The sequence below is a fragment of the Allobosea sp. RAF48 genome, assembly GCF_052114025.1.
In the GTDB taxonomy this organism is placed as follows: domain Bacteria; phylum Pseudomonadota; class Alphaproteobacteria; order Rhizobiales; family Beijerinckiaceae; genus Allobosea.
On the sequence record NZ_JBFRDZ010000020.1, the window covers coordinates 12,624 to 32,323 of the forward strand.

At 66.4% G+C, this 19,700-nt stretch carries 16 protein-coding genes; 8 read left to right on the forward strand and 8 right to left on the reverse strand.

The window, feature by feature from the left end; translation table 11 throughout:
• Nucleotides 1–88: 88 nt before the first annotated feature.
• The 6 genes from AB4Z10_RS26555 to AB4Z10_RS26580 form a co-directional block, all read right to left on the reverse strand.
• Nucleotides 89–1,156 carry an ABC transporter ATP-binding protein gene (locus tag AB4Z10_RS26555; RefSeq protein ID WP_441473451.1) on the reverse strand — a complete coding sequence of 356 codons (1,068 nt, stop codon included), beginning with the start codon at nucleotides 1,154–1,156 and terminating at the stop codon, nucleotides 89–91.
• A complete protein-coding gene (locus AB4Z10_RS26560) occupies nucleotides 1,150–3,369 on the reverse strand; it encodes an ABC transporter permease (RefSeq protein ID WP_441473406.1) in 2,220 nt (739 codons plus the stop codon). The genes AB4Z10_RS26555 and AB4Z10_RS26560 overlap by 7 nt, the downstream gene beginning before the upstream one ends.
• A 230-nt stretch (nucleotides 3,370–3,599) precedes the next feature.
• The gene (locus AB4Z10_RS26565; protein ID WP_441473407.1) at nucleotides 3,600–4,637 is read right to left on the reverse strand and encodes an ABC transporter substrate-binding protein; all 1,038 of its coding nucleotides are present in this window, start codon (nucleotides 4,635–4,637) and stop codon (nucleotides 3,600–3,602) included.
• A 103-nt stretch (nucleotides 4,638–4,740) separates the two neighbouring features.
• The gene (locus tag AB4Z10_RS26570) at nucleotides 4,741–5,538 is read right to left on the reverse strand and encodes an inositol monophosphatase family protein (RefSeq protein ID WP_441473408.1); all 798 of its coding nucleotides are present in this window, start codon (nucleotides 5,536–5,538) and stop codon (nucleotides 4,741–4,743) included.
• Nucleotides 5,538–6,536 (reverse strand): inositol 2-dehydrogenase, encoded by a 999-nt coding sequence (gene iolG, locus AB4Z10_RS26575; RefSeq protein ID WP_441473409.1) that lies wholly within the window; start codon nucleotides 6,534–6,536, stop codon nucleotides 5,538–5,540. The genes AB4Z10_RS26570 and iolG overlap by 1 nt, the downstream gene beginning before the upstream one ends.
• 61 nt (nucleotides 6,537–6,597) lie before the next feature.
• A complete protein-coding gene (locus AB4Z10_RS26580) occupies nucleotides 6,598–7,398 on the reverse strand; it encodes an SDR family oxidoreductase (protein WP_441473410.1) in 801 nt (266 codons plus the stop codon).
• Between the two features lie 350 nt (nucleotides 7,399–7,748).
• Between AB4Z10_RS26580 and purU the strand changes: the two genes are divergently transcribed.
• The 5 genes from purU to AB4Z10_RS26605 all read left to right on the forward strand — a co-directional run bounded on the left by purU (nucleotide 7,749) and on the right by AB4Z10_RS26605 (nucleotide 14,497).
• Nucleotides 7,749–8,612, forward strand: coding sequence for a formyltetrahydrofolate deformylase (gene purU, locus AB4Z10_RS26585; protein WP_441473411.1), 864 nt, complete (start codon nucleotides 7,749–7,751; stop codon nucleotides 8,610–8,612).
• Nucleotides 8,613–8,822: 210 nt separating this feature from the next.
• Nucleotides 8,823–10,610 (forward strand): peptide ABC transporter substrate-binding protein, encoded by a 1,788-nt coding sequence (locus AB4Z10_RS26590; protein WP_441473412.1) that lies wholly within the window; start codon nucleotides 8,823–8,825, stop codon nucleotides 10,608–10,610.
• A 151-nt stretch (nucleotides 10,611–10,761) separates the two neighbouring features.
• Nucleotides 10,762–11,721: an ABC transporter permease gene (locus AB4Z10_RS26595; protein WP_441473413.1), complete on the forward strand. Its 960-nt coding sequence runs from the start codon at nucleotides 10,762–10,764 to the stop codon at nucleotides 11,719–11,721.
• The gene (locus tag AB4Z10_RS26600; protein WP_441473414.1) at nucleotides 11,687–12,628 is read left to right on the forward strand and encodes an ABC transporter permease; all 942 of its coding nucleotides are present in this window, start codon (nucleotides 11,687–11,689) and stop codon (nucleotides 12,626–12,628) included. Before AB4Z10_RS26595 ends, AB4Z10_RS26600 begins: the two co-directional genes overlap by 35 nt.
• 18 nt (nucleotides 12,629–12,646) lie before the next feature.
• On the forward strand, nucleotides 12,647–14,497 hold the full coding sequence (locus tag AB4Z10_RS26605; RefSeq protein ID WP_441473415.1) for an ABC transporter ATP-binding protein: 1,851 nt from the start codon (nucleotides 12,647–12,649) through the stop codon (nucleotides 14,495–14,497).
• 262 nt (nucleotides 14,498–14,759) lie between these two features.
• Here AB4Z10_RS26605 and AB4Z10_RS26610 read toward each other — a convergent pair whose 3' ends face one another.
• Nucleotides 14,760–15,644, reverse strand: coding sequence for a LysR family transcriptional regulator (locus tag AB4Z10_RS26610; protein ID WP_441473416.1), 885 nt, complete (start codon nucleotides 15,642–15,644; stop codon nucleotides 14,760–14,762).
• 109 nt (nucleotides 15,645–15,753) lie between these two features.
• Between AB4Z10_RS26610 and AB4Z10_RS26615 the strand changes: the two genes are divergently transcribed.
• The 3 genes from AB4Z10_RS26615 to AB4Z10_RS26625 all read left to right on the forward strand — a co-directional run bounded on the left by AB4Z10_RS26615 (nucleotide 15,754) and on the right by AB4Z10_RS26625 (nucleotide 18,411).
• Nucleotides 15,754–16,212 carry an aminotransferase class I/II-fold pyridoxal phosphate-dependent enzyme gene (locus AB4Z10_RS26615; protein ID WP_441473417.1) on the forward strand — a complete coding sequence of 153 codons (459 nt, stop codon included), beginning with the start codon at nucleotides 15,754–15,756 and terminating at the stop codon, nucleotides 16,210–16,212.
• Nucleotides 16,209–17,138, forward strand: a complete 930-nt coding sequence (locus AB4Z10_RS26620; RefSeq protein WP_441473418.1) for an AEC family transporter — start codon at nucleotides 16,209–16,211, stop codon at nucleotides 17,136–17,138. The genes AB4Z10_RS26615 and AB4Z10_RS26620 overlap by 4 nt, the downstream gene beginning before the upstream one ends.
• A gap of 244 nt (nucleotides 17,139–17,382) precedes the next feature.
• The gene (locus AB4Z10_RS26625) at nucleotides 17,383–18,411 is read left to right on the forward strand and encodes a LysR family transcriptional regulator (protein WP_441473419.1); all 1,029 of its coding nucleotides are present in this window, start codon (nucleotides 17,383–17,385) and stop codon (nucleotides 18,409–18,411) included.
• Here the strand turns inward: AB4Z10_RS26625 and AB4Z10_RS26630 are convergent.
• Nucleotides 18,330–19,682 (reverse strand): MmgE/PrpD family protein, encoded by a 1,353-nt coding sequence (locus AB4Z10_RS26630; RefSeq protein ID WP_441473420.1) that lies wholly within the window; start codon nucleotides 19,680–19,682, stop codon nucleotides 18,330–18,332. The genes AB4Z10_RS26625 and AB4Z10_RS26630 overlap by 82 nt on opposite strands.
• Between the last annotated feature and the right edge of the window lie 18 nt (nucleotides 19,683–19,700).

Below are 19,700 nucleotides of genomic sequence, written 5' to 3' on the forward strand. Positions count from 1 at the left end.
CCAACTCAACAGATATAAGCAGTGAAAGTGCTGAGAATGCGGCAGATTCCTGCCGCATATGTGAGCGATTTCCTGCGTCTGGCGGCCTTCAGGCCGGCGGAATCAACGTCACGCCCGATTTCGCGAAGGAAACCGCGACCGGAGCGCCCTGCTCCAGCAGCTCGCGGGCACCATACTGCACCACGAAAAGCTCGCCGACCTCGGTCTCGACCATGATGTCGAGGTGATTGCCGAGATAGGCGCATTTGCGGATCGTGCCCGGCAGGGAGCCAGCCAGACCGGTCTCGCCGAGCAGCAGCGATTCCGGCCGGATCGCCACCTTGGCCGGGCCGGGACCGAGCCCGCGCGCCGGCAGCGACACGGTGGCGGAGCCGATTCCGACATCGGCGCGGCCGTCGGCCACCGCCTTCACCGTGACATCCACCAGATTGGCGTCGCCGATGAAGTCGGCGACGAAGGCGTTGGAAGGCTGCTCGTAGAGGTCGCGCGGGGCGCCCTCCTGCGCGATCCGCGAATTCGACATCACGATAATGCGGTCGGAGACGGCAAGCGCCTCCTCCTGGTCGTGGGTGACGTAGGCGACGGTCAGGTTGAGATCCTGCTGCAGCTCGCGGATCTCCTCGCGCACACGGCGGCGCAGCTTGGCGTCGAGGTTGGAGAGCGGCTCGTCGAAGAGCAGGACCTGCGGCTCCAGCACGAGGGCGCGCGCCACTGCGACGCGCTGCTGCTGGCCACCGGAAAGCTCGGACGGGTAACGGTTCTCGAAGCCCTTGAGGCCGACGAGCGCCAGCTTCTCCAGCGCCATCTGCTTCGCCTGCTCCTTGCCGAGGCCCTTCACGGTGGGGCCATAGGCCGCGTTCTCCAGCACGCTCATATGCGGGAACAGCGCATAGGACTGGAAGACCATGGAGACGTCGCGGTCAGCCGCCGAGAGCTTGGTCACGTCCTTGCCGCCGATCAGGATCTGGCCCTCGCTGGCGATCTCGAGCCCGGCGATCATGCGCAAAGTCGTGGTCTTGCCGCAGCCGGAGGGGCCGAGCAGCGTGACGAGCTGGCCGGCCTCTATGGTGAAGTTGACATTGTCGACCGCCGTCACCGCGCCGTAGCGCATGGAGACGTTGCGGAACTCGACGGAAGCGGGACCGGCCTTCACGATGCGGCTACTCCTGGCTTGAGCGGCTCGGCAGCCGAACTCGACAGCGGGATGAGCTTGCGGCGGCCGAGCTTGCGCTCGCCGACGCCGAGCTGGATGAGGCCGATGCCGAGCGCCATGAAGACGATCAGCACCGAGGAATAGGCGATGGCGAGGCCGAATTCGCCCGCCTCGACGCGCCCCACGATATAGGCGGTGGAGAGGTTGTACTCGGCCGAGACCAGGAAGATCACCGCGCTGACCGCCGTCATCGAACGGACGAAGGAATAGACGAGCGCCGAGACCAGCGCGGGCTTCAGCAACGGCAGCACGACCCGCCAGAGCGTGGTGAAGCTGCGGGCGCGCAGCGTGGTCGAAGCCTCGTCCAGGCTCTTGTCGATCTGCGACAGGCCGGCGATGCCGGAGCGGACGCCGACGGGCATGTTGCGGAAGACGAAGGCGATGATGAGGATCAGCCCCGTGCCGGTGATCTCGATCGGCGGCACGTTGAAGGCGAGGATATAGGCGACGCCGAGCACCGTGCCGGGGATGGCGAAGGAGAGCATCGTCGCGAATTCCAGCCCGCCGCGGCCGCGAAAGCGCTGGCGCGTCAGCAGATAGGCGGTGAGTAGGCCGATCACCGCCGTCAGCGGCGCCGAGATCGCCGCGACCTTGATCGTGGTGAAGAAGGACGGCCAGGCCGAGCCCTGGAAGTAGATGCCGTTGCTGAAGTCGATGGCGAAGCCGGTGAGATAGTGCTGCAGCGTCGGCGTGAAGTCGCGGCCCATGTTGCGGACGAAGCCGCCGATCAGGATGACGACGTAGATCACCAGCGTCAGCGCCACCCAGGGCACGATGACGGCAACGGAGAGCCAGGTGATGCGGCGCGGCAGCGGCGTCGGCAGGCCGGCATCGCCCTTGCCGGTCACGGTCGTGTAGGATTTTCCGCCGAGCCAGCGCTGCTGCACCCAGAAGGCGCCGAGCGTGAAGGCGAGCAGCACGATCGCGAGCACCGCCGCCTGCCCCTGATTGTAGGAGGCGCCGACGACCGCGAAGAAGATCTTGGTCGAGAGCACCTCGAAATTGCCGCCGAGCACCAGCGGATTGCCGAAATCGGCCATGCTCTCGACGAAGCCGAGCAGGAAGGCGTTGGCGATGCCGGGCTTGAGCAGCGGCCAGGTCACGGTGCGGAAGGTCTGCCAGCGCTTGGCGCCGAGCGTCTGCGAGGCTTCCTCAAGGCTTGGGCTGATGCCCTGCACCACGCCGATCAGCACGAGGAAGGCGATCGGCGCGAAGGCGAGCACCTGCGCCAGGAGCACGCCCGGCAGGCCGTAGAGCCAGCGCGAGCGCGGGATCGCGAACCATTCGTAGAGCAGCGTCGAGAAGGCGCCGGCCCGGCCGAAGAGCAGGATCAGCGCGAGGCCGATGACGAAGGGCGGCGTGATGATCGGCAGCACCGTCAGCGCGCGCATGATGCGCTTGCCCGGCATGCCGGTGCGCAGGATGAGCAGCGCGCAGGCGAGACCGAGCAGCGTGGTGATGACGCCGCAGAGCACGGCGAGGACCAGGGTGTTCCAGGCGACGCCGCAATTGGTGTTGCTGGTGACGCAGCCCAGCCCCCAGATCGAGGAATCGAGGAAGCGCTCGATGAAGGCCGAGGGCGCGAAGGCGCCGCTCTGGTCGACCAGCGCGCTCTTCAGGATGATCGAGACGGGGAAGAAGATGAAGACGCCGATCAGCAGGATGACGAGGCCGATCGTCGAGACGGTGAAGAGATCGCCGCGGCAGACGCCGCGATAGGCGAGGCCGTGACAGAGCAGGAAGAGCAGCGACAGCAGCGTGAGGAAGGCGCCGCCGCCGATGCCGCGCTGGGCGGCGCCGGCCCCGCCGAGCAGGGCGGCAAGCCAGGAAATGCCCTGGTCCTTCAGGACGATGGAGAAGGCCTGGGCGAAGAACAGGACCATGCCGAGCAGGCCCGCCCAGACCAGAACGCGCGCCGTGCGCTGCCGGTCCTGGCTGCCCCAGAACAGCGTCGCCGCCGCGAGCGCGACGCCGACCGGCAGAAGCCAGGGCGTCTGACCCGAAAGAGCCAGCGCCAGCGCGCTCCCGGCCTTGCCGAACGGATATTCGCCGAGCCAGCCCCAGCTCGTCAGGCTCATGCCCTCGACGAGATACCAGGGCATCAGCGCATAGCCGAGCCAGCCGATCAGCAGCACGAGTCGCGTCGCCGGTGCCATGCTTGCCCTGCCCTCACAGTTTCCGTTGGCCCGAACCGGTTGCCCCGGCTTTCAGAGCCCTGCCCTTGTCCTGCGCCCGAACCTCCAGCGTCATCCCGGACGCAGCGAAGCGGAGATCCGGGATCCATGCCGGAGCGCATCCGGCGGAGGTTCAGGCATGGATCCCGGGTCAAGCCCGGGATGACGGCGTGTTTCCGAGATCATCCGGAAACACGCCGGAGAGACGCGCCTTACTTCGGGAGCGCCTTGACTTCCTTGTCCCACTTGGCGAGCAGGCGGTTGCGCTCGGCCGAGGAGCCGTATTTCACGAAGTCGTAGTTGATCAGCTTCATCTGATCCATCTTCGGCGACTGCGCCGGCACCGGCGAGGCTTTGTTCGAGGGCACCTGATAGGACTTCGCGGGAGCGGCCAGCGCCTGCGCGGCCGGGGTCAGGGCCCAGTCGTAGAACTTCTTGGCGTTCTCGAGATTGCGCGCGCCCTTGACGATCGACATCGAGCCGATCTCGTAGCCCGTGCCCTCGCAGGGTGCGACCGGCTTGATCGGGTCGCCCTGCACGGCGAAGACCACCGCGTCATGGATGAAGACGATGCCGACGGCGGTCTCGCCGAGGCTCGCAGCCTTTGCCGGCGCCGCGCCCGACTTGGTATACTGGCTGACGTTCTTGTGGAGCTGCTTCAGATAATCGAAGCCCTTCTCCTCGCCCATCAGCTGCACGACGGTGGCGAGCAGGTTGTAGGCAGTGCCCGACGAGTTGGGATCGGCGACCTGGACGTCGTCCTTGAGCTTGGGATTGAGCAGGTCGGCCCAGCATTTCGGCTCAGGGATTCCCTTCGCCTTGATCTGCTCGGTGTTGTAGCCGAAGCCGAGCGCGCCGGCGTAGATGCCGACCGAGCGCTGCTTGGCGGCCTTCCACTGATCGAGTGCCCAGCTATGCAGCTCGGCGTTCTTCGGCGACTCGTATTCGAGGGTCAGCCCCTCCTCCGCCGCCTGGAGATGCGGATCGCCGGTGCCGCCCCACCAGATGTCGCCACGCGGGTTGGAGGACTCTGCCTTGAGCTGGGCATAGATCTCGCCCGCCGATTTGCGGGTCATGGCGACCTTGATGCCGGTGTCCTTCTCGAAGGCCGTCGACATGGCACGGCACCATTCCTCCTGCACGCCGCAATACATGACGAGCGAGCCTTGGGCGCGGGCCGGGGTCGCGGCGAAGGCCGCGGTGGCGAGGGCGGCGAAGAGACCGGCCCTGAGCCAGGATTTCGATGACATGGTAACCTCCCTGATCGAAGAACCCGGCTTCTCTGTCCGGTTCTTGTGACTGCCGTGAAACTGAGACGAATGGCCGCGAAAGATCAATGAAATACAGCGCCGGCTAAGCGATTCCTGTGATCTCCCTGAGCACCGGAGCCAGTTCCGGCGTGCAGCACAGGATGGGATTGCCCTTTGCAATCCCCTCACCGGCGAAGAAATCGTTGATGGAGGCGCCCGCCTCGCTGGCGATGACGATGCCGGCGGCCACGTCCCAGGCGTTGATGTGCAGCTCGGCATAGGCATCGCTGCTGCCGTCGGCGACATGGCAGAGGCCGAGGGTGCCGGAGCCGCCGCGCTTCATCGCGGCCCCCGCGGCATAGCCACGCTCGATCACCTTGAGATAGTTCGCCGCGGGCATGCGGGTCGACCATCCCAGCTCGACCGAGGCGCGGGCGATGTCTGTGGCGGCGGAAACCTTGATCGGATCGCCGTTCAGGGTCGCGCCGGCGCCGCGACGGGCAGCGTAGACCTCGCCGAGCGCCGGCGCCGCGACGACGCCGATCTCGGGCTTGCGGTTCGCCAGGAAACCGATCGAGATGCACCAGTTGCGGTCGCCATGGGCGAAGTTCGCCGTGCCGTCGATCGGATCGAGAATCCAGACCGCGTCGGACGCCTGGCCCCCACCCTCCTCGCCGATGACGGAATCGTTCGGGAACAGCACGGAGAGGCGCTGGCGCAGGAATTCCTCGACCTTGCCGTCGGCGACGGTCAGCCAGTCCTGCGCGCCCTTCATGGTGACGCCGAGGGATTCGCGCTTGTTGAAATAGCCCAGGGCCAGATGGCTGGCCTCGGCCGCAAGGCCGAGCGCCGCGTAATAGCGCAGGTCGCGTTCCGCCGGGGTCATCGAACCACCAGCCATCACTTGGACTCCAGATCGACGCGGACGGGCTTGCCGGTCTGCGCGGACTCGGTCGCGGCGTCGGCGAGGATCTGGGCCTTCAGCCCGTCGAGGCCGGTCGGCGAGGCCACGGCCTTGCCGTTGCAGGCGGCGATGAAGGCGTCGAGCTCGGCGCGGTAGGCAGCGGCATAGCGTTCCAGGAAGAAGTTCTGCACCGGGTCGGCGCGGAAGCCCTGCCCCGTCGCGATCTCGACCGTGGTCTCGTGGATATTGCCGGCGCGCAGCATGCCCTTCGAGCCGTGGACCTCGATGCGCTGGTCGTAGCCATAAGTCGCGCGGCGGGAGTTCGAGATCTGGGCGATGCGGCCCGAGGCCGTCTTCATGACGACAGCTGCGGTGTCGACGTCGCCGGCCTCGCCGATCGCCTTGTCGACCAGGGCGGAGCCCAGCGCGAAGACCTCGACCGGCTCCTCGGCCAGGAGGAAGCGCGCCATGTCGAAATCATGGATCATCATGTCGCGGAAGAGCCCGCCCGAGCGCTTGACGTAATCGACCGGCGGCGGAGAGGGATCGCGCGAGATCACGGTGACGATCTCGATCGCGCCGGCCTCGCCCGCGCGCAGACGCTTCTCCAGCGCCGAGAAATTCGGATCGAAGCGGCGGTTGAAGCCGATCATCAGCGGCTTGCCTGATTTTTCGACCGTCGCAAGGCAGCGGCGGATCCGGGCAGCGTCGAGATCGACCGGCTTCTCGCAGAACACCGCCTTGCCGGCGGAGACCGCCTGCTCGATCAGATCGGCATGGGTGTCGGTCGGGGTGCAGATCAGCACGGCGTCGATGGCAGCGTCGGCGAGGATCGCCTCGGTGCTCGTCGCCTTCGCGCCGGCGGCGGCAGCGAGCGAAGCGGCTGCCTCCGGCATCGCGTCGGTGACGGCGACCAGCTCTGCATCGCCACGCGCGGCGACGTTCAGCCCATGGATGCGCCCGATGCGGCCGGCGCCCAGCAATCCGATCTTCATGGTCGTCTTCAGTCCTGTGGTCTCGTCCGGCAGTCGTCCTGCCGCGAATGGGCCCCGAGCGCTAGTCGTGCGCGCCGAGAATGTTCTGGTCGAAATCGATGTTGGCGCCGGTCAGCAGCCCCGACTCGGCCGAGGCGAGATAGGCGACGGCCTTGGCGACCTCGCGCGGATCGATCAGCCGGCCGAAGGGCTGGCCGGCGGCGGCCTCGTCGAGCCAGCCGTCCTTGGCGTCGTGGCGCAGCTTCATGATCGCATCCTCGCCCGGCGTCGCCATCCAGCCGATATTGAGGCCGTTGACGCGGATGCGGTCCTTGATCAGGCCATAGGCGACGTTCTTCGTCAGCACCGCGAGCGCACCCTTCGAGACGCTGTAGGCCGAGAGGAAGGGCTGGCCGCCATGGGCCGACATCGACTGGATGTTGACGATCGCCCCCTCGATGCCGTGCCGGCGCATCAGCTCCGCCGCGTCCTGGATCAGGAAGAAGGGCGCGCGCAGATTCACCGCCATGATGCGCTCGTAAAGCGCGGGCGAGGTGTCTAAGATCGTGCCGCGATCGGTGTCGCCGGCCGCGTTGACGAGGATGTCGAGCCTGCCGAAGGCTTTCTCGGCGGCCGGGACGATCCGCCTGACGGCGTCGAGATCGGCGAGATCGACCTGATGGAAGCGGGCATCGCAGCCCTCGGCGCGCAGGCTTTCCGCCACGGCCTCGCCGCGCGCGGCATTGCGCCCGGTCAGCAGCACCGCCTTGAGGCCGCGGCCGACGAATTCGCGCGCGATCGCCTCGCCGAGGCCCTGGCTGGCACCAGTGATAATGGCCGCCTTGCCGTGAAGGTCACGGCTGAACGAACTGGTTTGCGGCAAGGTGGCTGGCTCCCGGAAAACGGCAGGAATTTTTTAGGCCTCCCGCTCAATGGAATAAACATTCCATTTTCGACATGAGCGAGTCAAGGCGATCCGGAAGCCTGCGTTGACAAAAAGCGCCGAAGGCGGTGTTTCATCCCGCATGGTCCCCGACCAGCGAGCCCATGTAGCCCATACGATCATGACGACCGCGAGACCCCAGGCCCTTTCCCGGCCACAGCGTCGTTCGGAACCGGCCGCCTTCGGGCGTGCGACCGGCCGAGGTTGACGGCAGCGCGCCGCGCGCAGCCGTCCTCTCTCCCTGTCTTCATCGTTTCCCTGAAAGGGCCGCCAGCCCGGCGGCGTCAGCCATGCTCGATCTCAGCTCGACCCTCACCCTCTCCTGCCCCAACCGCCCGGGCATCGTTGCCGCCGTCTCGACCCTGCTGTTCGAAGCCGGCTGCAACATCCTCGACGCCCAGCAGTTCGACGATACCGAATCCGACCGGTTCTTCATGCGCGTCGTGTTCAACCGCCTCGACGGCAGCCAGCCGCACGAGGCCATCGCCGAAGCGCTCGCCACGCTCGGCCAGCGCTTTGGGATGGAACTCAGCCTGCACGAAGCCAGCCGCAGGAAGCGCGTCATGCTGCTGGTCTCGAAGTTCGATCATTGCCTGGCGGACCTGATCTACCGCTGGCGGATCGGCGAATTGCCGATGGACATCACCGGCGTCGTTTCAAATCACGCGCGCGAGCATATTGCCTCGACCGACCTCGGCGACCTGCCCTTCCATCACCTGCCGGTCACCCGCCAGACCAAGATGGAGCAGGAAGCGGAGATCTGGCGGCTGATCCAGGAAACCCGGACCGACCTCGTCGTCCTGGCGCGTTACATGCAGGTGCTGTCGGACGGGCTGTCGGCCAAGCTCGCCGGGCGCTGCATCAATATTCATCACTCCTTCCTGCCCGGCTTCAAAGGCGCCAAGCCCTATCATCAGGCGCATGAGCGCGGGGTGAAGCTGATCGGCGCCACCGCGCACTATGTGACCCCCGATCTCGACGAGGGCCCGATCATTGAGCAGGACGTCGAGCGGATCTCGCACCGGGACACGCCCGACGACCTCGTCCGCAAGGGGCGCGATATCGAACGGCGCGTCCTGGCGGGCGCCGTCCTCCACCATCTGGAGGACCGCATCATTCTCAACGGAAAGAAAACTGTCGTCTTCACCGGATGACCCGCATAAAATTGCGATCCCCCCGCAAGCGGAAGGCACATTCATGCAAAGGCGCCCGTTTCGAGCCGTTCGGGGCCGCCACGGGGACATGGCCGTCCCGCGCTGCACAGTTGACGCTTTCGTTGGCACATGCCTTGCTGAGCCCATCAACGAGAAAACGGCGCGAAAGCGCTGGGGATGACTTTTTGTTTTTTAGGTGGAGGCAATCCGATGAATGAGCAGGAAATCCGCGGTCTCGTCGCGGATGTGAAGGGTGGCGCGATGTCGCGACGATCCTTCATCCGGAAGATGGCGGCAGTCGGTATCGCCGCCCCGATCGCGAGCCAGATTCTGGTCTGGAACGGTGTGGCGATGGCCGATGCCACGCTGCCCTACAAACCGACGAAGGCCGGCGGCGGCGGTCCGCTCAAGATCCTGCTCTGGCAGGCCCCGACCCTGCTCAACCCGCACTTCGCCTCCGGCACCAAGGATCAGATCGCCTCGCGCATCTTCTTCGAGCCGCTCGCCGGCTGGGACAAGGAAGGCAACCTCATTCCGCAGCTCGCGGCCGAAGTGCCGTCCCGCGCCAATGGCGGCCTCTCGGAGGACGGCAAGGCCGTCACCTGGAAGCTGAAGCCGGGCGTGAAGTGGCATGACGGCAAGCCGCTCACCGCCGACGACGTCGTCTTCACCTGGGAATATGCCAGGGATCCGGCGACCGCCGCCTACACCACCGGTGCCTACAAGGACATCAAGGTCGAGAAGGTCGACGACCTCACCGTCAAGGTGATCTTCCCCGAGGCCACGCCGTTCTGGGCCGACGCTTTCGTCGGCGTGACCGGCCAGATCCTGCCGAAGCATCAGTTCGGCGATTACATCGGCGCCAAGTCGCGCGAGGCTCCGGGCAACCTGAAGCCGATCGGCACCGGCCCCTACAAGTTCGTCGAGTTCAAGCCGGGCGACATCATCACCGCCGAGCGCAATCCCGACTACCACGTCAAGAACCAGCCGCATTTCGACACGCTCGAGGTCAAGGGCGGCGGTGACGCAGTCTCCGCGGCGCGCGCCGTGCTGCAGACCGGCGAATACGACTACGCCTGGAACCTGCAGGTCGAGGACGAAGTCCTCAAGCGCATGGAGACCGGCGGACGCGGCAAGGTCAGCGCCGTGCCTTCGGGCGACATCGAGTTCATCATCCTGAACCCGACCGACCCGTGGACCGAGGTCGATGGCGAACGCTCGAGCATCAAGACCAAGCACCCGACGCTGTCGGACCCGGCCGTGCGCCAGGCGATCAACCTGCTGATCGACCGCGACTCGGTCCAGAAGTTCATCTATGGCCGCGGCGGCACCGCCACGGCGAGCTTCGTCAACGAGCCCAAGCAGTTCAAGTCGACCAAGCTCAAATACGAGTTCAACATCGACAAGGCCAACAAGATCCTCGACGACGCCGGCTGGAAGAAGGGTGCCGACGGCATCCGCGAGAAGGACGGCAAGAAGCTCAAATACGTCTTCCAGACCTCGATCAACGCCCCGCGCCAGAAGACCCAGGCCATCATCAAGCAGGCCTGCCAGCGCGCCGGCATCGACCTTGAGCTCAAGTCGGTCACGGCTTCGGTGTTCTTCTCGTCGGACGTCGCCAATCCCGACACCTACACCAAGCTCTATGTCGACATGGAGATGTACACCACGACGCAGCCGCAGCCCGATCCGGAGCGCTTCCTCAACCAGTTCACCTCCTGGGAGATCGCGACCAAGGAGAACAAGTGGCTGGGCCGCAACGTCTCGCGCTACTCGGACCCCGAGGCTGACAAGGCCTACAAGGCCGCCCAGAAGGAACTCGACCCAGCCAAGCGCGCAGCGCTGCTGATCAAGGTCAACGAGATCTTCTGCGAGGCCAACATCATCCTGCCGCTGCTCTCGCGTACCCGCGTGGCGGCCGCCCTGAACAACATCTCCCACGACCATTCCGGTTGGGACGTCGATACCTGGAACCTCGCGGCCTGGTATCGCAGCTAAGTGCCGAACAGCCTCTCGCGGAGAGACAATCTCCGCGAGAGGCGCTTTTGCACCGGCTCATCGCTCGGCCTTCGGCAGCTGCAGGGATGATTTGGTTGCAGTCGGCGTTCAGTCCGCGGCGGCGCCGCGCACGCAAAGAGAAAAACACTAGATGGCGACATATCTGATACGGCGGCTTCTGATCGCCATTCCAAGTCTACTCGGAATCAGCCTGATCCTGTTCACGGTGCTCGCATTGGCGCCGGGCGATCCGTTCTCCGAAATGGCGACGAATCCCAACGTGCCGCCCGAGGTGCGCGAGGCCATCCGCGCCAGCTTCGGCCTGAACGACCCGATCATGGTGCGGTATCTGCGCTGGCTCGGGGCCATGGTGCAGGGCGACTGGGGCTTTTCCTTCGCCAGCCGCATCAATGTCGACCAGCTCATCCTGCAGCGCGTGCCGACGACGCTGTTCGTGGTCGGCTCCTCGCAGATCCTGGCGCTGTGCATCGCCCTGCCGGTCGGCATCTTCGCGGCGACGCGGCCCTATTCGATCTTCGATCAGATCGCCAACACGCTCGCCTTCGTCGGCTTCTCGCTGCCGACCTTCTTCACCGGCCTGCTCTTCATCCTGCTCTTCTCGGTGACGCTGGACTGGTTCCCCTTCGTCTACCGCTCCGACGTCGCTGCGACAGGCTGGCGCTGGTACTGGGAGATGTTCCGCCAGGCGATCATGCCGATCATGGTGCTCGGCCTGTTCCAGGCAGCCTCCTATACGCGCTATGTCCGCTCGGCCGTGCTCGACGTCATCCGGCTCGACTACGTCACCACCGCGCGCGCCAAGGGCCTCAGCGAGCGCACGGTCACGCTGCGGCACATCACGCGCAACGCACTGATACCGGTCGTGACCTTGGTCGCGCTGCAGATGCCCGCCGTCTTCGGCGGTGCCATCGTGACCGAGCAGATCTTCCGAATCCCCGGCATCGGTTCGCTTCTGATCGACGCGATCCTCGCCAACGACACACCTGTGATCATGGCCGTGACGTTCGTCTTCGCCTGCCTGGTGGTCCTGTTCAATCTCATCGCGGATGTCCTTTATGGCTGGCTCGACCCTCGCATCTCCTTCAGCTGATCCGACGGTGACGGCAGCCGCCGCCACCGCCGTGGTCTCGCCGGGGCGCGAGACGTGGCGCCGGTTCCGCCGGCACAAGCTCGCCATGGCCAGCACCTTCGTGCTCGCCTTCCTGATCCTCGGCGTCGTCGTCGGCCCCTGGTTCTGGCCCATCCCGATCAACGACATCGATTTCTCGGCGCAGCTCCAGGGTCCGTCCTGGGCGCACCCGCTCGGCACTGACGACCTCGGCCAGGATATCCTGGCGCGGATGATGTATGGCGGGCGCATTTCGCTCGCCGTCGGCCTCGCCGCGATGATCGTGGCGACCATCGTCGGCGTCGTCATCGGCGCGTTCGCCGGCATGTCCCGCAAGGTGGCCGACCCCGTCCTGATGTGGGTGACCGACCTGTTCCTGTCGCTGCCGCAGCTGCCGCTGCTGCTGCTGATCATCTATCTGTTCCGCGAGCAGTTGAAGGCGGTGTTCGGCGTCGAGGGCGGCGTCTTCGTGCTGATCGTCGTCGTCATCGGCGGGCTGCGCTGGATGCCGGTGGCGCGCCTGGTGCGCGCGCAGTTCCTCTCGCTGCGCGAGAAGGAGTTCGTCGAGGCGGCCCGCGCCCAGGGCGCGACCAAGCTCCGCCAGATGACGCGCCACATCCTGCCCAACGCGCTCGGTCCGGTCATCGTCGCCTCGACGATCGAGGTCTCTTCCGCGATCATTGCGGAATCGACGCTCTCCTTCCTTGGCCTCGGCTTCCCGCCGGACATCCCGACCTGGGGGCGCCTGCTGTTCGACGCCAAGGACCACCTCGACTCGGCGCCGCACTGGGCGCTGTTCCCCGGCGCCGCGATCTTCCTGACCGTGTTGTCGATCAACTTCATCGGCGACGGTCTGCGCGATGCGCTCGACCCGCGTCGTGTGATCTGATCCAGAGAAGGACCCGAAATGACCTCCCCTATCCTGTCGGTTTCGAACCTCTCGACCTCCTTCCGCGTGGAAGGCCAGTGGAAATCGGTCGTCCGCAACATCTCCTTCGACATCAAGCCAAAGGAGACGCTGGCGGTCGTCGGTGAATCCGGCTCCGGCAAGAGCGTGACCGCGCTCTCGATCATGCGCCTCACCCCACCGCAATCGAGCAAGATCGAAGGTTCGATCAAGCTCAACGGCAAGGAGCTGCTGACGCTGCCGGATTCCGACATGCGCCACATCCGCGGCAACGAGATCGCCATGATCTTCCAGGAGCCGATGACCTCGCTGAACCCGGTGCTGACCATCGGCTTCCAGATCGCCGAGGCGCTGATCCTGCATCGCGGCCTGTCGCGCTCGGAAGCCGAGGCCGAGACGGTGCGCCTGCTCGAGAAGGTCCGCATCCCCGCCGCGAAGTCGCGCTTCCACGAATATCCGCACCGCTTCTCGGGCGGCATGCGCCAGCGCGTGATGATCGCGATGGCGCTGGCCTGCAAGCCCAAGCTCCTGATCGCCGACGAGCCGACCACCGCGCTCGACGTCACCATCCAGGCGCAGATCCTGGAGCTCATCAAGCAGCTGCAGGACGAAGAGGGCATGTCCGTCCTCTTCATCACCCACGACATGGGCGTGGTGGCCGAGATCGCCGACCGCACTGTCGTCATGTACAACGGCGACGAGATCGAGACCGGCAACACCGACGACATCTTCCGCAATCCGCAGAAGCCCTACACCAAGGCGCTGCTCTCGGCCGTGCCGAAGCTGGGCTCGATGGAAGGCCGCCGGCGGCCGATGCGCTTCCCGGTCGTCGACCGCGCGACCGGCCTCTCGGACGTGCCGACCGAGGTGCCCGATACCGTCCAGGCGGCCGAGCGCCCCGTGTTGGAGGTTGCCGGCCTCACCACCCGCTTCGAAATCCGCGGCGGCCTGCTCTCCTCGGTGAAGGGGCGCGTGCACGCCGTCGAGAACGTCTCGTTCAGCCTGAAGGCCGGCGAGACGCTGGCGCTGGTCGGCGAATCCGGCTGCGGCAAGTCGACCACCGGCCGCTCGGTGATGCGCCTGATCGAGCCGCTCGCCGGCTCGGTGCTGCTCGACGGCGTCGACGTCCTCAAGCTCAACCAGCATGACCTGCGCGAGCAGCGCAAGCGCATGCAGATGATCTTCCAGGACCCGTTCGCCTCGCTCAATCCGCGCATGAATGTCGGCACGGCCGTCGCCGAGCCGCTGCTGATCAACAACCTCGCCACCCGTTCGGAGGCGCGCGACAAGGTCGCCGACCTGCTCAAGCGCGTCGGCCTGCTGCCGGAGATGGCCAACCGTTTCCCGCACGAGTTCTCGGGCGGCCAGCGCCAGCGCATCTGCATCGCCCGCGCTCTGGCGGTCGAGCCGCGGCTGATCGTGGCGGACGAGGCGGTTTCGGCGCTCGACGTCTCGGTGAAGGCGCAGGTGGTGAACCTGATGCTCGACCTGCAGGCGCGCATGGGGCTGGGCTATCTCTTCATCTCGCACGACATGGCGGTGGTGGAGCGCGTCAGCCACCGCGTCGCGGTGATGTATCTCGGCGAGATCGTCGAGATCGGCCCGCGCGAGGCGATCTTCCAGAACCCGCAGCATCCCTACACCAAGCGGCTGCTGGCGGCGGTGCCGATCGCCGATCCGGCCCGGCGCCTGCAGAAGCGCCCGGTCTCGAACGACGAGATCAAGAGCCCGGTGCGGGCGCCCGACTATATCGTGCCGGTGCGCCAGTACCGCGAGGTCTCGCCCGGCCATGCCGTGATGATCTGGGGCGAGGAATGGGAAAAGAAGGAGCCGGCCGCCGTCGCGGCCTGAGGCCTTCGCATCTCGAAAATAATCAGCCCGCGGCGCGAGCCGCGGGCTTTTTGTTGGGCCGCGGAGTGTCCTGTTCAGGTGGAAAGTGGAAGTCCGCCACGTGAGCTACGCGCGGCCCGATCGCGCCAATAACGGAATTTGGCGCCTCGCCCGAAGACGGAGGTTCCGGGCTGACAGGCCGAGAGGTGCTTCTCGGCATGGGCGGGTCATTCAAGGGGGCTGCTCTCGGGAGATATCTCACCCGTGGCAGCGGGCATTGGCCTCACGGCCTTTGCGCCGTATCAGCCATTTCCGCCACCGTACAGGCGAGCGCTGCCGCCAACCTGCCGCCCTTTTGGCCCTGCCGCTCCAACAGCACGATCTGCCGTTTGAGTTGCGGCTCGCCGAACGGCAGGCAGAACATGGGCAAGCCGTTCCGCACTTCGTTTGAAAGGGGAATGATGGCGACTCCGAGCCCGCTCTGGACCATTCTCAGGATCACCTCCTGACTATCGAGGACCATCTCCTCGCGAACATTGATCCGCTGCCGCCTCAGCTCTCGCTCTATCACGCGGCCGGCCCACGCCCGGCTGTCGAAGCGAATGAAAGGCAGGTTGGATAGCAATTCCCGCTGGTTTTGGCCTTCCGACCCCGCCGGGGCGACAAGCCAGAACCGATCCTCATAGAGCGGCGTCCAGTTCAGATCCGCCGGGTGGGGCTTCACCGGCTCGGTCGTGATGGCGGCGTCCAGCTCGCCGGCCGAGACCTTCAGCGCAAGTTCCGCCGACATTCCCGCCTCGACATGGACCCGGACGCGTGGATGGGACCGTTTCAGTGCCATGAGCGCCTGCGGGAGAACGCCCGACAGCGCCGTCTGGATGGCCCCAAGCTTTAGTCGCCCGGCAAGCGACTGCTCGACACTCAGAGCCTCCGCGATCTGGTCGTAGAGCGCGAGCACCTCTTCGGACTTTGCGAGCACGATCCTGCCGGCCTCCGTCAGTACGGGCAGTCGGCGCGAGCGGTCAAACAACTGGGCGCCGAACTCCTCCTCCAGCGACTTCACCTGCAAGCTCACGGCAGACGACGTCAGGCCAACCGCTTCCCCGGCGCGGGCAAAAGACCCGAGCCTGGAAATGGCCTGCAAGGTGCGAAGAGCGCGCAGCGACACAGACACTCGACCCAAAAGTTATTCTCAACGATCCGTCAAGAATTAAGCATTTTTTCTCGCCCCTCAAAAGGGGTAGTTGCTTCGGCAAAGACCGACCGACGAGGCCGACATGACCGCCGCTGCTCCCAGCCAGGACGCCGTCGAAGGCTCGCCCATCCTCGCAATGGCGCGTCGGGCAGCCGCGCTTCGCGCGGCCGGTCGCGATATCGTGGGTCTAACCCTCGCGGAGCCGGACTTCGCGCCCCCGTCTCACGTCGCAGACGCCGCGATAGACGCGGCTCGCCGGCCGCTTGGCTATACGCCGTCCAATGAAATGCCGGAACTCCGCATGGCCGCTCGCAATGCCGTCGCACGGGACCGAGGCCTTGAGTACGAGGACACCGAGATCGCTGTCGGCTGCGGCGCCAAGCAGGTCATTTTCAACGCGTTTCTGGCGACCCTTGAAGCCGGGGACGAGGTGATTATCCCCGCGCCGTATTGGGCCGGCTATCCCGACATGGTGCGGATCTCCGCAACGCTGGTCGAGGGCGGCCATCGCATCGTCGCGGCGTTGGGAGCCGAGGCATGACGCGCGATGTCCTGTTGGCGCTGCTGCCCGTCATTGTGCTGATCGGGCTGGGCATGGGGCTGCGCCTGCGGCGTTTCCTGGATGACGGCTTCTGGCCTCTGGCAGAACGGCTCGGCTATTACATCCTGCTGCCGTGCCTGTTCTTCCACGGGCTCGCCACGGCGCATCTCGAGGCGCTGCCGGTTCACGAGCTGGCCCTGACGCTCATCCTGGCCACGATCGTCGTGTCGGCGCTGGTTGTGGCGGTGCGGCCTCTGCTGCGTCTGGATGGCCCAGCGTTCACCTCGGTGTTTCAGGGGAGCGTGCGCTTCAACAACTATGTCGGCGTCACCCTGGCATCCGGACTGTTCGGCGCCAAGGGCATCGCCATGGCGGCAATCTGCAATGCCGCGATCGTGCCGACGGTCAACGTCCTGTGCGTGCTGGTTTTTGCCCGGCACGGCTCGGCCAAGCTGAGCGGCCGGGGCATCCTCAAGCAGCTGGTGACGAACCCGCTGGTGATCGCCTCTCTGGCCGGCATCGTATTTCAGCTCGCCGGCCTGGGCATTCCGCCCGGTATAGAGCCGGCGATGCGCTCCCTGGGTGCCGCTTCTCTGCCGCTAGGCCTTCTCTGCGTCGGCGCCGCGTTGGACTTCAGGACAGCTCGCAAGTGGGTCGGCCCGGTCGCGTCGTCGTCGGCGATGAAATTCCTGGCGATGCCGGTTGCAACCATCCTGTTCGCGATGCTGACCGGCCTTACAGGTCCGGCACTGACGACAGCCCTGCTGTTCCAGGCCCTGCCTACGGCATCGTCGGCCTACATCATGGCCCGTCAGCTGGGCGGCGATGCTCCGCTGATGGCTGGCATCACGGCGACACAGACGGTGCTCGCCGTGGTGGCCATCCCGCTTGTGCTACTTGGTACTGCGCCTTGGGTGACCTTGTGAGCGGATCGTCGCGAGCGAGGGTGGCCGTTTAACAGGCGCGGCCACGATCGGGATCCCAGAGCAGGGTTTGACACTGCCGCCAATTGGCTCCCCCGCCCTTAGAGGAGCTCGACCGCGAGCAGATGGCTCAACGCCCGACGGCAAGGCAAGCCCGTGCCAATGCTTCGATTCCCTTCGCCCGGTCGGCTTCTGGCGTGGCCGAAGCAGCCATGCCATCCTGCCCGCGCCGGCGGAGGAAATGGCGATGGAGTTGAAGCTGCTGGAAGACTTCCTGAGCCTGTCGACGACGCTCAGCTTCTCGCGCTCCGCCCGTGAACGAAACGTCACGCAATCGGCCCTGAGCCGCCGCGTCAAACAGCTCGAGGGATGGCTCAGCCTGCCGCTGTTCGACCGCAGCAGCTATCCCATCCGTCTCACCGAAGCCGGCCGGACCTTTCTTCCGCGTGCCCAGGAAATCCTGAAGCAGGTGCAGGGCGCGCGGCAGGAGGTGCGCCAGCTCCATGAGGACGCGTCGGAGACCCTGGTCTTCGCCACGCTGAACACCCTGTCCTTGACCTATTTTCCTGGCCTCGTCCGCCGCATCGAGGAAAAGCTCGGGCCGGTGAAAACGCGGTTCTGTGATCAGCGCTCTTCCTTCGACGGCAATGTCGCGCTCCTCAACCATGGCGAATGCGATTTCCTGCTGACCTATGCCCATCCGGCGGTGTCGCCTGAATTGGACGCCAAGCGCTTCGTCTATCGCCGCCTCGGCACCGAGCGGGCGATCCCGGTCTCGATCCCCGACGAACGCGGCGAGCCGCTGCACGCCTTCCGCTGTGGCGACGCTCCCGTCCGCCTGCTGAGCTACGGCACCTGCTCCTTCTTCGCGCGACGGCTGGCCCTGCTCTTCGCGGAGCGGCCGACGCCGCTGGTCACAGTCTACGAGAACCCGATGTCGGTCGGCCTCAAGGCCATGGTCATGGCCGGGCGCGGCGTCGCCTGGGTGCCCGAGAGCCTGGTCGTCGACGAGTTGCGCAACGGCCAGCTTGTGACGGCCGCCGACCCGTCCTGGTACATCACCGCCGAAATCCGGCTTTACCGGGCCAGGCAGCAGGGTCGGCTCTCCGTCGAACAGTTCTGGGCTGCCACCATCGACGACAACCAGCCCTCGCGGCCGGACGATCCGGCCGGCCCCGTCACCGGCCGGCGCGGTTATACGCGTCCGGCCTCGACGGACTCCGACAACAGGAAACCGAGGTCTGCTGCCGCATCGATGTCGGCGAGCCGGGCGTAGAGTGCAGCGGCGCCCTGCATGTCGGCGCAGCAATCCCCGAACTTCGCTTCCCGGTCGGCATCGTCGAACGGGTCCGCGATCGAGCCCTTCGCCTCCAGCCGCTCGGCCTTGAGCACGCGCCCGTCCTTGAGGCTGATGGTGACGCGATGCGGCTGGCGCCCGGCCGCCTCGTCGCTCTTGTCGTAGGATCGCATCGTCGTCAGCGGCAGCAGGCGCCGGAGTTCCGCACGCCCGACGGCAGCCGGCGTGAAATCGGCCAGCGACAGCCGGTCCTGCGACAGCGCGAGCGCCACGCAGTAATGCATCGAGAAGCGCCCCTGCATCTCGTCCTGCGGGTCGGGATAGGCGAGGTTACGGGCATTGGCGATGCCGACCAGCGTATCGACCCCCGCGACGTCATCGGCAGCGAAACCATGCTCCGCCTTGAGGTCGAGGATCGCATCGACCGCGAGATGCGTCGAGCCGCAGCAGGGATGACGTTTCGGCGTCAGCCCATCGCTCTCGATGACATGGGGTGACGCCAGCGCCATGCGTTCCCAGCCGGCAGCGCTGTCGTCGCCGAACAGTTCGGCAATGCCCATCGGACATTCCAGGATGTCGAGCCGCCCGGTCATCCCCGCAGCGGCGAGTGCAGCCGCATCGACGGCGTTGCGGGCCGCGAGGCCGGCGTGCAGCGGCTTGGCCGGCGTGCCGAACTGGCCCTTCGGCCCGGCCGCCATGCTCGCCGCAACGCTCATCGCCCGCGCAATGCCAGCCGCGTCGAGCCCCATCAGGCAGGCCGTGCCTGCCGCCGTGCCGATGGCGCCGACCGTCGAGGTCGCGTGCCAGCCGATGGTGTAGTGCGCCGGGTTGATGCCGCGCCCGACGGCGGCCTGCGCCTCCAGCCCGACGAGATAGGCGTCGACGAAGGCCCGTCCGCCCGCCCCGCGCCCTTGCGCCACGGCGAGCAGCGCCGGCACCAGCACCGCCGAGGCATGGGTGATGCCCGGCCGGAAATTGTCGTCATAGTCGAGCGCATGCGCGGCCGTGCCGTTGACCAGCGCGGCGATCGCCTCGCTCGCCCGGCCACCACCGGCGACCGCAGCCGCGCCCTGCGGGCCGATGCCGGACGCGAAAGCCTGCCGCACGGCCTGCGTCGCCTGATCGCCGATACCGGCCAGCATGCAGGCCACCGTATCGGTGATGGCGTGATGCGCCCTCAGCCGCGCGAGCGGCGAGAAGACCGACCCGGAGCGGCTCCATGCGGCAATACGTTCTATGGCGCTGGGCATGATTACTCCCGGTCGGTC

Bases quoted from the DNA above. Each gene is read 5' to 3' on its own strand.
- AB4Z10_RS26560 (WP_441473406.1), bottom strand. From the start codon at position 3,369: ATGGCACCGGCGACGCGACTCGTGCTGCTGATCGGCTGGCTCGGCTAT.
- AB4Z10_RS26565 (WP_441473407.1), bottom strand. From the start codon at position 4,637: ATGTCATCGAAATCCTGGCTCAGGGCCGGTCTCTTCGCCGCCCTCGCC.
- AB4Z10_RS26570 (WP_441473408.1), bottom strand. From the start codon at position 5,538: ATGGCTGGTGGTTCGATGACCCCGGCGGAACGCGACCTGCGCTATTAC.
- iolG (WP_441473409.1), bottom strand. From the start codon at position 6,536: ATGAAGATCGGATTGCTGGGCGCCGGCCGCATCGGGCGCATCCATGGG.
- purU (WP_441473411.1), top strand. From the start codon at position 7,749: ATGCTCGATCTCAGCTCGACCCTCACCCTCTCCTGCCCCAACCGCCCG.
- AB4Z10_RS26590 (WP_441473412.1), top strand. From the start codon at position 8,823: ATGAATGAGCAGGAAATCCGCGGTCTCGTCGCGGATGTGAAGGGTGGC.
- AB4Z10_RS26595 (WP_441473413.1), top strand. From the start codon at position 10,762: ATGGCGACATATCTGATACGGCGGCTTCTGATCGCCATTCCAAGTCTA.
- AB4Z10_RS26600 (WP_441473414.1), top strand. From the start codon at position 11,687: ATGGCTGGCTCGACCCTCGCATCTCCTTCAGCTGATCCGACGGTGACG.
- AB4Z10_RS26605 (WP_441473415.1), top strand. From the start codon at position 12,647: ATGACCTCCCCTATCCTGTCGGTTTCGAACCTCTCGACCTCCTTCCGC.
- AB4Z10_RS26615 (WP_441473417.1), top strand. From the start codon at position 15,754: ATGACCGCCGCTGCTCCCAGCCAGGACGCCGTCGAAGGCTCGCCCATC.
- AB4Z10_RS26620 (WP_441473418.1), top strand. From the start codon at position 16,209: ATGACGCGCGATGTCCTGTTGGCGCTGCTGCCCGTCATTGTGCTGATC.
- AB4Z10_RS26625 (WP_441473419.1), top strand. From the start codon at position 17,383: ATGGAGTTGAAGCTGCTGGAAGACTTCCTGAGCCTGTCGACGACGCTC.
- AB4Z10_RS26630 (WP_441473420.1), bottom strand. From the start codon at position 19,682: ATGCCCAGCGCCATAGAACGTATTGCCGCATGGAGCCGCTCCGGGTCG.